The following is a 12768-nucleotide window of genomic DNA, read 5'->3' as shown; positions in this document are numbered from 1 at the left end:
GTTACCGCCAACACCAGACAAGGAATCGTTATGCAGATCGGAACCGTACTGCTGCTATTTGTAGGCTTGGCCGTCGCCATCCTCTTCATGGGTTTCAAGGTTGTCCCACAGGGCTACCAGTGGACGGTCGAGCGCTTCGGCCGCTACACCAACACCCTCAAGCCGGGCCTGAATATCATCATCCCGGTCATGGACCGCATCGGTCGCAAGATCAACGTGATGGAAAGCGTGCTGGATATTCCGCCCCAGGAAGTCATCACCGCCGACAACGCCACGGTGCAGATCGACGCCGTGTGCTTCTTCCAGGTGGTCAATACGGCCCAGGCCGCCTACGAGGTGAACAACCTCGAACACGCCATCCGCAACCTGCTGCAAACCAACATCCGTACCGTGCTCGGCTCCATGGAGCTGGATGCGATGCTCAGCCAGCGTGACGGCATCAACGAGAAACTGCTGCGCACCGTCGACGAAGCCACCGCACCGTGGGGCATCAAGATCACCCGGATCGAGATCAAGGACATCAGCCCGCCAGCCGACCTGATGGCCGCGATGTCCGGCCAGATGAAGGCCGAGCGGATCAAACGTGCGCAGATCCTCGAAGCCGAAGGCCTGCGAGCCTCCGCGATCCTGACCGCAGAAGGCAAGAAGCAGGCGCAGATTCTTGAAGCTGAAGGCGGTCGTCAGGCCGCGTTCCTTGAGTCCGAAGCCCGCGAACGTCAGGCCGAGGCCGAAGCCCGCGCCACCCAGGTGGTCTCGGAAGCAATTGCCACCGGTAACGTGCAGGCGATCAACTACTTTGTCGCCCAGAAATACATCGACGCACTGGGCAAGCTGGCCTCGGCCAACAACAGCAAGGTGATCCTGATGCCGCTGGAAGCCAGCCAGGTGATTGGTGCCGTCGGCGGCATCGGCGAGATCGTCAAGGCAACCTTCGACAACAAGAAAGCCTGAGGCACGCGCCATGTGGGAATTCCTGCAGCACCTGTCGTTTTGGGACTGGCTGGCACTGGGCACCGTGCTGTTGATCCTTGAAGTGTTCGGTGCCGGTGGTTATCTGTTGTGGATGGGCATCGCCGCCGCCGCCGTGGGCGTGATCAAGTTCCTGATCCCCAGCCTGGGCCTTGAGTGGCAACTGCTGCTGTTCGCCGTGCTCTCGATCCTCACGGCGGTGTACTGGTGGCGACGCCAGCGCAGCAGCGCCAAGGTCAGCGACCAGCCGGGGCTGAACATGCGTGGCTCGGAGTTGATGGGGCGCACCTTTGTGGTGCATCAGGCAATTATCGAGGGCCGTGGCAAGATCAAGATCGGCGATGGTGTATGGATCGCAGCCGGCCCGGACGCGCCCGTGGGAGCACACGTGCGTGTCATCGGTCAGGACGGCGTGATTCTGAAGGTTGAAACTGTTTAGTCAGCCATGGAACTCGGCTGGGCTATCTACAATCAAACTGTACAGATAACCCAGTCGGAGTCACCCATCATGCGTCTAAAATATGCTGTCGCAACCCTCGCTGTGCTTTCCCTTCCTGTCGGTTCAGCCATGGCCGACAGCTTCTGGCGTAATGTCATCTCATCGGGTGCCACCACCGGCTCGACGTACCTGACCTTCAAGGACCACAAAATGGTGGTCGCCGCTCAAGACGACGCCGGTAGCTTCGTCGCCAGCGACGGCAGCATCCGTGGCCCATACCTGGAAGCTGCGATGCAGAAGGTCCGCGCCGATAATCCTGGCCTGAAAGCCACGGACATGGACCTGGCCAACGCGATTCTGGCGAAAAACGCCATTGCTTCCGAGTAACATCGCCACCTGAAAAATGCCGCTCTTTGGGAGCGGCATTTTTTTACCCTACTTTCCTACGACCAACGCTGGCGATTCCGCATTCGAACAGGAAAAGTCCTGTCGAGCAGTCCGCACGCCAGGCAACAAGCTGTCGATTCCCTTTAGACCAAGTGAATCGATGACCATGCAAAAACTCTCCTGCGCGCTTCTGCTCGCCGCGATTGCCACCCCCTATGCCCAGGCAGAAGGCTGGTACGGGTCGGCAAAGCTCAACAGTGCCCGCCAGAATCTCTCCAGCTCACTGTTGACCAGCCCACGGGTCACCGATCGAGTGTCGGCCCCCGATAGCAGCAAAACATTCACCGGATCATTCGCCTTGGGTTATGCCTTTGCCGATGGCTGGCGCCTGGAAGGGGAATACACCACCCCCAGCCAGTCAAACTTCAAATCCCAATGGGCGCCATTCAATGCCAACGTCAACAGCCTGCAGGCCGACAGCCAGCGCTTGATGCTCAATGGTTATAAAAACATCCCGATCAACGAGTGGCTGTCGTTCTACGGCATGGCGGGAGTGGGTTTGGCCCAGATTGACGCCGAGGGTTACCAGACCAACAAGACCCGGCGCTTCGCCAGCAACCGCCAGCACAATTTCGCCTACAGCGTAGGCCTCGGGCTGGACGCCAAGGTCAGCGAAACCCTGACCCTGGGCACCGGCTGGCGCTACGTGGACATGGGCAGGATTGAAACCGGCTACAACACCTTCGCCAACCGTATCAACGCCCGCGACGAACAGCTCAAGGGCAAGCTCAAGGAGCAGAATGTGTTTCTGGAGGCCCGCGTAACCTTCTAGGCCAAGCCCCAGGGATGCCGCCGCCAAGGCGGCATTTTTTGACCAGAGGGTGACGATTCATTCACAGACGACAGGCTATATTCAGTCGAACCGTGCAACCATGCCCGGCATTGATATGCTTTTTTCTCATCGTCTACCTGAAACGGATGCCTTCAACGCTATGAGCCAACTGCCCTTTCTGCCGTTTTCCAAGCCCACCATTGATGAAGCCACCATCTCGGCGGTGGGCGACGTACTGCGCTCCGGCTGGATCACCAGCGGGCCGAAAGTGCAGGCGTTCGAAGCGCAGCTGTCGGAATACTTTGGCGGGCGCCCGGTGCGTACCTTCAACTCGGGCACCTGCACCATGGAGATTGCCTTGCGCATCGCCGGCATCGGGCCAGGGGATGAAGTCATCACCACCCCGATCTCGTGGGTCGCCACTGCCAACGTGATTCTGGAGGTAGGCGCCACGCCCGTGTTCGCCGATATCGACCCGGTCACCCGCAATATCGACCTGGCCCAGGTAGAAGCGGCAATCACCCCACGCACCAAGGCGATCATCCCGGTGTACCTGGCCGGCCTTCCCGTGGACATGCCGCTGCTCTACGCACTGGCCAACAAATACAACCTGCGCATTGTCGAAGATGCTGCCCAGGCCCTGGGCTCCAGCTGGGATGGCGAGCGGATTGGCTCTACGGGCGATTTCGTGTCATTCAGCTTCCAGGCGAACAAGAACATCACCTCGTCCGAAGGCGGCTGCCTGGTGTTGAACACCCCTGAAGAAGCACGCCTGGCCGAGAAATATCGCCTGCAAGGCGTTACCCGCACCGGCTTCGACGGCCTGGACGTGGACGTGCTCGGCGGCAAGTTCAATATGACCGACATTGCAGCGGCCATCGGCCTGGGTCAGTTTGCCCATATCGAGAAGATCACCGCCCACCGCCAGGCACTGGCGCAGCACTATTTCGAGTGTTTCGGCAGTGATTTTGAAGCGCAGTACGGTGCGCAATTGCCACCAGCCGACTTCGAAAACAGCAACTGGCACCTGTTCCAGCTGGTACTGCCAGAGCGCCAGGACGGTTTGCCGGCACGTGCCACATTCATGGAGCAGATGCAGGCCCATGGCGTCGGCATTGGCTATCACTACCCGCCGATCCACCTGCTGAGCTTGTACAAGGCGCAGGGATTCAAGGAAGGCATGTTCCCGGTAGCAGAAAAAGTGGGGCGTTTGATTGTGTCGCTGCCGATGTTCACGGCGATGACGAAAGCGGACGTAGAGCGTTCGGTAGCGGCGGTAAAAGCGGTGTTGACACGCTGACAAAACCTTTGCGGGAGCCGGTTGCCGGCTCCCGCAGCGGGATCACTCGCCGATGGCAGCCTTGTAACCGGCAGCGTCCAGCAGTTTTTCCAGGTCAGCCGGGTTGCTTGGCTTGAGCTTGAAGATCCAGGCGCCGTAAGGGTCGGAGTTCAACAGCTCTGGCTCACCGCTCAAGGCGTCGTTCACCGCGATCACTTCGCCAGCAATTGGCGAGTAGATATCCGAAGCGGCCTTCACCGATTCAACCACGCCGGCCTGGTCAGCCGCTTTGAACACGTTGCCGACTTCGGTCAACTCAACGAACACCACATCCCCCAATGCTTCCTGGGCGTGGTCCGAGATCCCGACGGTCACGGTGCCGTCAGCTTCCAGACGGGCCCATTCGTGACTTTCGGCAAAACGCAGGTCGGCAGGGATATCGCTCATAGTCTGTGTCCTCAAGAAAAAATGTCAGCGGCCATTGGCCCGCCGGAAAAGTTAAATCAATGTTTTGCCATGGCGCACGAACGTCGGCTTGACCACCCGAACCGGGTACCACTTGCCGCGGATTTCCACCTCGGCCCGGTCAGCAGTCGCCGACGGCACACGTGCCAGTGCAATGGATTTGCTTAGCGTAGGAGAGAAACTACCACTGGTGATCTCTCCTTCGCCAACATTGGCGATACGAACCACTTGATGCGCGCGTAAAACCCCACGTTCCTCCAGCACCAGTCCGACCAATTTGGACTTCACACCTGCTGCTTTTTCGGCTTCCAGGGCGGCACGGCCGATGAAATCACGCCCGGCCGGCTCCCAGGCGATGCTCCAGGCCATGTTGGCCGCCAAGGGCGATACGTCCTGGTGAATATCCTGACCGTAGAGGTTCATACCGGCCTCAAGGCGCAGCGTGTCGCGGGCGCCGAGGCCGATGGGGGAAATGCCCGCGCCGACCAGATCGTTGAAAAACGCCGGGGCCTGCTCGGCCGGCAGGACAATTTCCAGGCCGTCTTCACCGGTATAACCGGTGCGCGCAATAAACCAATCGCCGTCGGCCAGGCCTTCAAAGGGCTTGAGCTGGTGGATCAAGGTGGCGCGAGACTGAGTCACCAGCTCGGCGATCTTCTGCCGGGCATGGGGGCCCTGAATGGCAAGCATGGCCAACTCGGGACGCTCGTGAAGCCGGGCCTGATAGCTGCCAAGCCGGGCCTGCATCCAGGCCATGTCCTGGTCACGGGTAGCGGCGTTGACCACCAGCCGGTAACCACTCTCGGTGCGGTAGACAATCATGTCATCCACCACGCCGCCCTGCTCGTTGAGCATGGCGCTGTACAACGCACGGCCGCAGCCGTGCAATCGGTCAACATCATTGGCCAGCAAATGCTGGAGCCATTCCTTGGCCTGGGGGCCTGTGATATCGATCACGGTCATATGGGATACATCAAACACCCCGCAATCGCGTCGCACTTGATGGTGCTCCTCAACCTGCGAGCCGTAATGCAAAGGCATATCCCAACCGCCAAAATCGACCATTTTCGCGCCAAGGGCGAGATGCAGGTCATACAGAGGCGTGCGCTGTCCCATGGGTTTCTCCTTCCGGGCGTGGCGAAGGTGCGGACGGTTGCCGTTCGGGCTACACACCTTGAAATACAAGGCCTGTAGCCGCGTTCAGCGACCCGATCTGGAAGATCGACCGCACCGAATGCCGCGCATTGTAGCCTCAAGGCGTAGGACTGGCACCTAGCCGATTTGTCTCGCCGAACGTCGGATCAGCCCGATGACCGGTAACAGGCCCACCAACACCAGGGTCAGGGCCGGCAGAGAAGCCCGCGCCCACTCGCCTTCGCTGGTCATCTCGAAAATCCGGACCGCCAGCGTGTCCCAGCCGAACGGGCGCATCAGCAAGGTGGCCGGCATTTCCTTGAGCACATCGACAAACACCAGCAACGCCGCGCTCAGGGTGCCCGGCAGCAAGAGTGGCAGATACACTTTGCAAAACAGTCGCGGCCCGCTGACTCCCAGACTGCGCGCGGCTTCGGGCAAGGAAGGACGGATTCGCGCAAGGCTGTTTTCCAGCGGCCCATAGGCCACTGCAATGAAACGCACCAGATACGCCAGCAAGAGCGCCGAAAGGCTACCCAGTAACAGCGGCTTGCCGGCGCCGCCCAACCAGCCTGAGACCGGGATCACCAGTTCGCGATCCAGGTAGCTGAACGCCAACATGATCGACACCGCCAGCACCGAGCCCGGCAGCGCGTAACCCACGTTGGCCAGGCTGATACCGGAGCGGATGGCCCGCGTGGGGGCCAGGCGATGGGCGAATGCCAGCACCAGGGCCACGCTGACGGTGATCAGGGCCGCCATCCCCCCCAGGTACAGGGTATGGACGATCAGACCGGCGTAGCGCTCGTCCAGGTCGAAGCGGCCGCGCTGCCAGAACCAGGCCACCAGTTGCAGCATCGGAATCACGAACGCGCAGGCAAACACCAAGCCGCACCAACCGCTGGCCGCCACCGCCTTGAACCCGCGCAGGTGGTACAGCGCCTTGCCGCGAGGCCGCTCATTGCTCGGCCGGCTGGCGCCCCGGGCACGGCGTTCGCCGTACAGCACCAACATCACCACCAGCAACAAGAGGCTGGCCAACTGCGCCGCACTGGAAAGGCTGAAAAAGCCGTACCAGGTCTTGTAAATGGCGGTGGTAAAGGTGTCGAAGTTGAACACCGAGACCGCGCCGAAATCCGCCAGGGTTTCCATCAACGCCAGGGCCACGCCCGCACCGATGGCAGGGCGCGCCATGGGCAAGGCTACGCGCCAGAATGCCTGCCACGGCGACTGGCCCAATACCCGCGCCGCTTCCATCAGGCCTTTGCCCTGGGCCAGGAAGGCCGTGCGCGCCAGCAGATAAACGTAGGGGTAGAACACCAGCACCAGCACGATGATCACGCCGCTGGTTGATCGCACGCGTGGCAGGCGCAAGCTCATGCCGAACACGTCGCGCAACAGGGTTTGTACCGGGCCGGAGAAGTCCAGCAGGCCTACGAACACGAAGGCCAGGACGTAGGCGGGAATCGCGAAAGGCAGCATCAAGGCCCAGTCCAGCCAACGCCGGCCGGGAAATTCGCAGAGGCTGGTCAGCCACGCCAGGCTGACGCCCAGCAGCGTGACGCCCACACCGACACCCAGCACCAGAGTCAGGGTGTTACCCAACAGGCGCGGCATCTGGGTTTCCCAAAGATGGGACCAGATCTGGTGGTCGATGGTCTGCCACGACAGCAACAGGACGCTCAGCGGTAACAGCACCAGGGCGGCGACGGTGAAGACCGGCAGGTACCAGCGGCGTTGGGCGGGATGGGCCAAAAGGATCGGATCTCTGGGAATAATATCTTGAACTCGCCACAACACAGTGTGGGAGCCGGGCTTGTCGAACCGTCGCACCGCCGCGATGCAGGCACCACGGTGTGTCAGTCACACCGTAGTGATGCTATCGCAGGCAAGCCAGCTCCCACACTGTCTTGCGGTGTCTTGAAGAGTCTACTTAGTTCCAGCCAGCCCGATCCATCAAGCGAATGGCCTCAGCCTGACGTTTGCCCGCCACTTCCACCGGCAATGTATCGGCCACAAACTTGCCCCAGGTCGCGACTTCCGCCGACGGCGGCACCGCCGGGTTGGCCGGGAACTCCTGGTTCACGTCCGCAAAGATCTTCTGCGCTTCCGGCGTGGTCATCCACTCCACCAGCGCCTTGGCGGCCTCCGGATGTGGCGCATGTTTGGTCAGGCCGATGCCCGACAGGTTGACGTGCACCCCACGGTCGCCCTGGTTCGGCCAGAACAGCTTCACCGCCAGGTCCGGCTTCTGCTTGTGCAGGCGGCCGTAGTAGTAGGTATTGACGATACCGACGTCGCACTGCCCGGCATTGATCGCCTCCAGCACGGCGATGTCATCGGAGAACACGTCGGTGGACAGGTTGTTGACCCAGCCCTTGACGATTTCCTCGGTCTTGGCCGCGCCATGGGTTTCGATCAGGGTGGCGGTCAGCGACTGGTTGTAGACCTTCTTCGCGGTACGCAGGCACAGGCGGCCTTCCCACTGCTTGTCAGCCAGGGCTTCGTAGGTGGTCAGGTCGCCCGGCTTCACGCGGTCGGTGGAGTAGGCGATGGTGCGCGCGCGCAGGCTCAAGCCGGTCCAGGCATGGGCCGAAGAGCGATATTGAAGGGGAATATTCTTGTCGATCACCGCGGAGGTGAACGGTTGCAGGATGCCCATCTGCTCGGCTTGCCACAGGTTGCCGGCGTCGACGGTGAGCAGCAGGTCGGCGGTGGCGTTTTCACCTTCGGCCTTGATGCGCTGCATCAGCGGCGCTTCCTTGTCGGTGATGAACTTGATCTGCACGCCGGTCTTCTTGGTGTAGGCGTCGAACACCGGCTTGATCAGTTCGTCGATACGCGAGGAGTAGACCACGACTTCGTCGGCCGCCTGCACGGTGGTGCTGCCGATAAGGGTGAGTGCCAGGGCAGTCAGGAGGCGCTTGGGTGCCAACATGGGTGCGGTCTCTCATTTGCAAAAAGAGGGCAAATGATAAGGACTCACATTTGGTAGCGCTCGGCGGAGGCGTTACCAGATGTTGCACTGCCCCCTCAGGCCTTGGCCAGCTCCGGCAAATCCCCGGTCAAACCCAATGCCTGGCGCACGAACAGCGCCTTGGCCTCGGGCATCTGCTCGACCACCTTCAACCCGGCATTACGCAACCAGCGCAACGGCAGTTGATCGGCCTGGAACAACCGTTCAAAACCTTCCATCGCAGCCATCAGCGCCAGGTTGTGCGGCATGCGCCGACGCTCGTAACGGCTGAGCACCTTCACCTCCGCCAGGCGCTCGCCGCGCTCATTAGCGGCCAACAGCACCTCGGCCAGCACCGCCGCGTCGAGGAAACCCAGGTTCACGCCCTGCCCCGCCAGCGGATGAATGACGTGGGCCGCATCGCCAATCAACGCCAGGCCCTCGGCCACGTAACGCTTGGCATGACGCTGACGCAACGGCACGCACAGCCGTGGATCGGCGCTTAACACCGTGCCCAGACGGCCTTCGAAGGCCAGCTCCAGCTCACGGCAGAAGCTTTCGTCGTCCAGCGCCATCAAACGCTCGGACTCACTCGGGGTGGTCGACCAGACGATCGAACACCAATCTTCCTGACCGTCCCGCACCAACGGCAAGAATGCCAGCGGGCCGTTATCGGTAAAACGCTGCCAGGCCGTGCGCTGATGCGCCTGGCTGCTGCGCACGCTGGTGACGATGGCGTTGTGCAAATAGTCCCATTCACGGGTGGCGGTGCCCGTGAGGCGACGCACCGCCGAGTTGGCACCGTCTGCTGCGACCACCAGCGGCGCGCGCAAGGTGCGGCCGTCGGCCAGGGTCAGCAGCCAGTCATCACCGGAGCGACGCATCTGCTCCAGGCGCGCATTGGCCAGCAGGCCGAGGTCGCAGTCATGCAGGCGATCGAGCAAGGCATCCTGGACCACACGGTTTTCGACGATATGTCCCAGCACCTCGGCATGCACGCTGGCCGCCGAGAAGTGGATCTGCCCGGTGCCGCTGCCGTCCCACACCTGCATCTCGCCGTACGGGCTGGCGCGTCGCTCGACGATCCCGTCCCACACGCCAAGGCGCTCGAGGATGCGCTGGCTGGCCGCCGACAAGGCGCTCACCCGCGGCTCGAACGCGGCTTGCGGGTCGAACGGCTTGACGCTGAGCGGGCTGCCATCGAGCAGCAGCACCTGCAGGCCACTGCCCTGCAACGCCAGCGCCAGGGCGCTTCCGACCATTCCGGCCCCGACAATCAGCACATCTGCGCGCATGTCCATGCTTTAAGCCTGTCTCGATTGCGGCTTGCGCCGCACGTAAAGGGTTTTGTCGACCCGCGCCACCAGGGTGCCGGAGCCGTCATGAATCTGCACCTTGAGCTGCGGCAGGTATTTGTCGCCGCTGGCGGTGTGCTGGCGAATCTCGTCCAGCAAGGCATCGTCGATGGAGAATTCGGCATACACCGGGCCCTTGCCCGGCGAGATGAAATCGATGCTCGCGGCCTTGTCCCAGACAATGTAGTCGCGGCCCAGGTTCTCCATCAGCAACAGCATGTAGAACGGGTCGACCATCGAATACAGGCTGCCGCCAAACTGCGTGCCCACGTAATTACGGTTGTACCAGCCCAGGCCCATGCGCACCTTGGCGTGACGGAAATCGGCGCTGAGGTGCTGCACCCGAACCCCGGCACCGAGGTACGGCGGGTACAGGGTCAGGAACCAGCGCAGCAGCCGCGCCTTGCCCAGGCGTTGTGTCAGCCACTCACGCATCGGGACGGGTGCCCAGGCCCATGGCCTGGCGGGCGAACCAGCGTTTGGCCGGCGGCAGCAAGTCCAGGCCCAGCAAGCCCATGTTGCGGCCCAGCGCCACCAATGGCTGGGCACTGCCAAACAATCGGGTCACCTGATCCGAGAAACCAACCGTGAGTTTCTGGTCCACGCGCTGGCGCTCACGGTACGCCTGCAGTGTCGCCAGGTCGCCCGGTACTGCCGGCCCGGCCAACAAGGCCTCGGCCAGGGCGTAGGCATCGCGCAGGGACAGGTTGAAGCCCTGGCCGGCAATCGGGTGCAGGCTGTGGGCGGCATTGCCGAGCACGGCCAGATGGGAGCGCACTTGCTCTTCCGCCTCCACGAGGGTCAACGGGTACAAGTGACGTGCACCGACCTGCTTCAGGGTGCCCAGGCGGTAGCCGAACACGCCCTGCAATTCACTGAGAAAGCTGCGCTCGTCCAGCTCGGCCAGACGCTGGGCGTCCATGCCGATGCGGGTCCACACCAGCGCGCAACGGTTGTCCGGCAACGGCAGCAAGGCCATCGGCCCTTCGTCGGTGAAACGCTCGAAGGCCTCGCCGTTGTGGGCTTCGCTCGGGGTGATGTTGGCGATCAGCGCGCTCTGGTTGTACGGGCGTTTTTTTACGCCGATACCCAGCTGTTCGCGCAGGCCGGAACGGCCGCCATCGGCCAGCACCGCAAGGTCGCACTCCAACTCGGTTTCGTCATTCAGGGTCAGGCGGTAGCCATCGGCAAGCGGCTCCATGCGGGTGACTTCCGCCGGGCAGCGCCAGCTGACCACCTCCTTGTCCAGGCCTTGCCACAGGCATTGGCCGAGCCAGGCGTTTTCCACCACGTAGCCGAGGGCGGGCACGCCTTCTTCCATCGCCGACAGGCGCGCAGTGGAGAAGCGGCCACGGTCCGACACATGAATCTGCTTGATCGGCTCGGCGCGGCGGGAAATCTCCTGCCACACGCCCAACCGTTGATAAATCTGCCGAGCGCCAAACGACAGCGCCGAAGAACGCGCGTCATAGCTCGGCTGGTAACTGTCGCCGGGGGCGAACGGCTCGATCAGCACGATCTTCCAGCCACGGGCCTTGGCCCCGGCCTGCAACGCCAGCGCGAGGCTGGCGCCCACCAGGCCGCCGCCGATAATCGCCAGGTTGACCCGGCTCATCGCGCGCTCGCCATCAGTGCTTCGATCTCGGCAACGGACTTGGGCACGCCACCGGTCAGAATTTCACAGCCTTGCTTGGTCACCACCACGTCGTCCTCGATGCGTACGCCAATGCCACGCCATTTCTTCGCCACGTTCTGGTTGTCGGGCGAGATGTAAATCCCCGGCTCAACGGTCAGCGCCATGCCGACTTCCAGCACCCGCCACTCGCCGCCCACCTTGTATTCGCCCACATCGTGCACATCCATGCCCAGCCAGTGGCCGGCGCGGTGCATGTAGAAGGTTTTATAGGCTTCGCTGGCGATCAACTCGTCGACGTCACCCTGCAACAATCCCAGCTGGACCAGCCCGGCGGTGATCACTTGCACCGTCGCCTCGTGGGCCTGGTTCCAATGCTTGTTCGGGGCGATTTCGGCAAAGGCGGCTTCCTGGGAAGCCAGCACGATTTCGTAAATCGCCTTTTGCTCGGCGGAGAACTTGCCGCTCACCGGCCAGGTGCGGGTGATGTCGCTGGCATAGCAGTCGATCTCACAACCGGCATCGATCAACACCAGGTCGCCGTCCTTGAGCGCCGCGTCATTCTGCTGGTAATGCAGGATGCAACTGTTGCGCCCCGAGGCGACGATGGAGCCATAGGCCGGCATCTTCGCCCCGCCCTTGCGAAACTCGTAGTCCAGCTCCGCTTCCAGGCTGAACTCATACAAACCCGCGCGACTGGCCTGCATCGCCCGCACATGGGCCGCGCAGGAAATCCGTGCCGCCTCGCGCATCACCTTCACTTCTGCCGCCGATTTATACAGGCGCATGTCGTGAAGCAGATGATCCAGGGCAACAAATTCGTTCGGTGGCTGGGCGCCGAGGTGCGCTTTAGAGCGGATCACGTTGATCCACTCCATCAGGTGCCGGTCGAACTCGGCGTTGCTGCCCATGGCCGAGTACACCCGGTCGCGACCTTCGATCAGGCCGGGCAGGATGTCGTCGATATCGGTGATCGGAAACGCGTCGTCGGCGCCAAACTCGCGGATCGCGCCTTCGGTGCCGGCCCGCAGGCCGTCCCACAGTTCGCGCTCGGCATTGCGTTCGCGACAAAACAGCACGTACTCGCCGTGCTGGCGGCCGGGCATCAGCACGATCACCGCTTCCGGTTCCGGGAAGCCGCTCAGGTACTGAAAGTCGCTGTCCTGACGGTAGACGTGCTCGACGTCACGGTTGCGGATAGCAACCGCGGCTGCCGGCAGGATGGCGATGCTGTTGGGTTCCATCTGCGCCATGAGCGCCTTGCGGCGCCGGGTGTATTCCGCTTTGGGGATATGGATCATGGGCAGATGGGCTTCCTT

At 62.2% G+C, this 12768-nt stretch carries 13 protein-coding genes; 5 read left to right on the top strand and 8 right to left on the bottom strand.

The features are described 5' to 3' along the window. Positions 1-30 precede the first annotated feature (30 nt). The 5 genes from HKK54_RS11990 (at position 31) to HKK54_RS11970 (ending at position 3927) form a co-directional block, all read left to right on the top strand. Entirely contained in the window at positions 31-951 is a 921-nt protein-coding gene (locus HKK54_RS11990; RefSeq protein WP_003213925.1) for an SPFH domain-containing protein, read from the top strand. 10 nt (positions 952-961) lie between these two features. Further along, entirely contained in the window at positions 962-1408 is a 447-nt protein-coding gene (locus HKK54_RS11985) for an NfeD family protein (RefSeq protein ID WP_010167880.1), read from the top strand. A 69-nt stretch (positions 1409-1477) separates the two neighbouring features. After that, positions 1478-1795 (top strand): DUF2388 domain-containing protein, encoded by a 318-nt coding sequence (locus HKK54_RS11980; protein WP_010167882.1) that lies wholly within the window; start codon positions 1478-1480, stop codon positions 1793-1795. A gap of 160 nt (positions 1796-1955) precedes the next feature. After that, positions 1956-2627 (top strand): outer membrane protein, encoded by a 672-nt coding sequence (locus HKK54_RS11975; RefSeq protein WP_169386884.1) that lies wholly within the window; start codon positions 1956-1958, stop codon positions 2625-2627. Between the two features lie 160 nt (positions 2628-2787). Then, complete coding sequence (locus HKK54_RS11970; RefSeq protein ID WP_169386883.1) at positions 2788-3927, top strand: DegT/DnrJ/EryC1/StrS family aminotransferase; 1140 nt, start codon at positions 2788-2790, stop codon at positions 3925-3927. A gap of 42 nt (positions 3928-3969) precedes the next feature. Here HKK54_RS11970 and gcvH read toward each other — a convergent pair whose 3' ends face one another. From gcvH to pepP, 8 genes are all read right to left on the bottom strand, one after another. Further along, the gene (gene gcvH, locus HKK54_RS11965; protein ID WP_010167888.1) at positions 3970-4353 is read right to left on the bottom strand and encodes a glycine cleavage system protein GcvH; all 384 of its coding nucleotides are present in this window, start codon (positions 4351-4353) and stop codon (positions 3970-3972) included. 51 nt (positions 4354-4404) lie between these two features. Further along, positions 4405-5487, bottom strand: a complete 1083-nt coding sequence (gene gcvT / locus HKK54_RS11960) for a glycine cleavage system aminomethyltransferase GcvT (protein ID WP_010167890.1) — start codon at positions 5485-5487, stop codon at positions 4405-4407. A 156-nt stretch (positions 5488-5643) separates the two neighbouring features. Continuing rightward, on the bottom strand, positions 5644-7260 hold the full coding sequence (locus HKK54_RS11955; protein ID WP_169386882.1) for an ABC transporter permease: 1617 nt from the start codon (positions 7258-7260) through the stop codon (positions 5644-5646). Between the two features lie 178 nt (positions 7261-7438). Beyond that, positions 7439-8443 (bottom strand): extracellular solute-binding protein, encoded by a 1005-nt coding sequence (locus HKK54_RS11950; RefSeq protein WP_169386881.1) that lies wholly within the window; start codon positions 8441-8443, stop codon positions 7439-7441. 95 nt (positions 8444-8538) lie between these two features. Beyond that, the gene (locus HKK54_RS11945; RefSeq protein ID WP_169389273.1) at positions 8539-9756 is read right to left on the bottom strand and encodes a 2-octaprenyl-3-methyl-6-methoxy-1,4-benzoquinol hydroxylase; all 1218 of its coding nucleotides are present in this window, start codon (positions 9754-9756) and stop codon (positions 8539-8541) included. A gap of 9 nt (positions 9757-9765) precedes the next feature. Further along, positions 9766-10251, bottom strand: a complete 486-nt coding sequence (locus HKK54_RS11940; protein ID WP_010167898.1) for a DUF4442 domain-containing protein — start codon at positions 10249-10251, stop codon at positions 9766-9768. Further along, positions 10244-11431, bottom strand: coding sequence for a 2-octaprenyl-6-methoxyphenyl hydroxylase (gene ubiH / locus HKK54_RS11935; RefSeq protein ID WP_010167900.1), 1188 nt, complete (start codon positions 11429-11431; stop codon positions 10244-10246). Before ubiH ends, HKK54_RS11940 begins: the two co-directional genes overlap by 8 nt. Beyond that, a complete protein-coding gene (pepP, locus tag HKK54_RS11930; RefSeq protein WP_169386880.1) occupies positions 11428-12750 on the bottom strand; it encodes a Xaa-Pro aminopeptidase in 1323 nt (440 codons plus the stop codon). The genes ubiH and pepP overlap by 4 nt, the downstream gene beginning before the upstream one ends. Positions 12751-12768 lie beyond the last annotated feature (18 nt).

Origin of the sequence: Pseudomonas sp. ADAK13 (assembly GCF_012935715.1) — a bacterium.
Taxonomy (GTDB): domain Bacteria; phylum Pseudomonadota; class Gammaproteobacteria; order Pseudomonadales; family Pseudomonadaceae; genus Aquipseudomonas.
The sequence above is the reverse complement of the archived record's forward strand: the minus strand, read 5'-3'. Positions and strand labels throughout refer to the sequence as shown.

Excerpts from the sequence above, each read along its gene's own strand:
- gcvH (WP_010167888.1), bottom strand. The coding sequence starts at position 4,353 with ATGAGCGATATCCCTGCCGACCTGCGTTTTGCCGAAAGTCACGAATGG.
- pepP (WP_169386880.1), bottom strand. The coding sequence starts at position 12,750 with ATGATCCATATCCCCAAAGCGGAATACACCCGGCGCCGCAAGGCGCTC.
- HKK54_RS11975 (WP_169386884.1), top strand. The coding sequence starts at position 1,956 with ATGACCATGCAAAAACTCTCCTGCGCGCTTCTGCTCGCCGCGATTGCC.
- HKK54_RS11990 (WP_003213925.1), top strand. The coding sequence starts at position 31 with ATGCAGATCGGAACCGTACTGCTGCTATTTGTAGGCTTGGCCGTCGCC.
- HKK54_RS11940 (WP_010167898.1), bottom strand. The coding sequence starts at position 10,251 with ATGCGTGAGTGGCTGACACAACGCCTGGGCAAGGCGCGGCTGCTGCGC.
- ubiH (WP_010167900.1), bottom strand. The coding sequence starts at position 11,431 with ATGAGCCGGGTCAACCTGGCGATTATCGGCGGCGGCCTGGTGGGCGCC.
- HKK54_RS11985 (WP_010167880.1), top strand. The coding sequence starts at position 962 with ATGTGGGAATTCCTGCAGCACCTGTCGTTTTGGGACTGGCTGGCACTG.
- HKK54_RS11945 (WP_169389273.1), bottom strand. The coding sequence starts at position 9,756 with ATGCGCGCAGATGTGCTGATTGTCGGGGCCGGAATGGTCGGAAGCGCC.
- gcvT (WP_010167890.1), bottom strand. The coding sequence starts at position 5,487 with ATGGGACAGCGCACGCCTCTGTATGACCTGCATCTCGCCCTTGGCGCG.
- HKK54_RS11980 (WP_010167882.1), top strand. The coding sequence starts at position 1,478 with ATGCGTCTAAAATATGCTGTCGCAACCCTCGCTGTGCTTTCCCTTCCT.
- HKK54_RS11970 (WP_169386883.1), top strand. The coding sequence starts at position 2,788 with ATGAGCCAACTGCCCTTTCTGCCGTTTTCCAAGCCCACCATTGATGAA.
- HKK54_RS11950 (WP_169386881.1), bottom strand. The coding sequence starts at position 8,443 with ATGTTGGCACCCAAGCGCCTCCTGACTGCCCTGGCACTCACCCTTATC.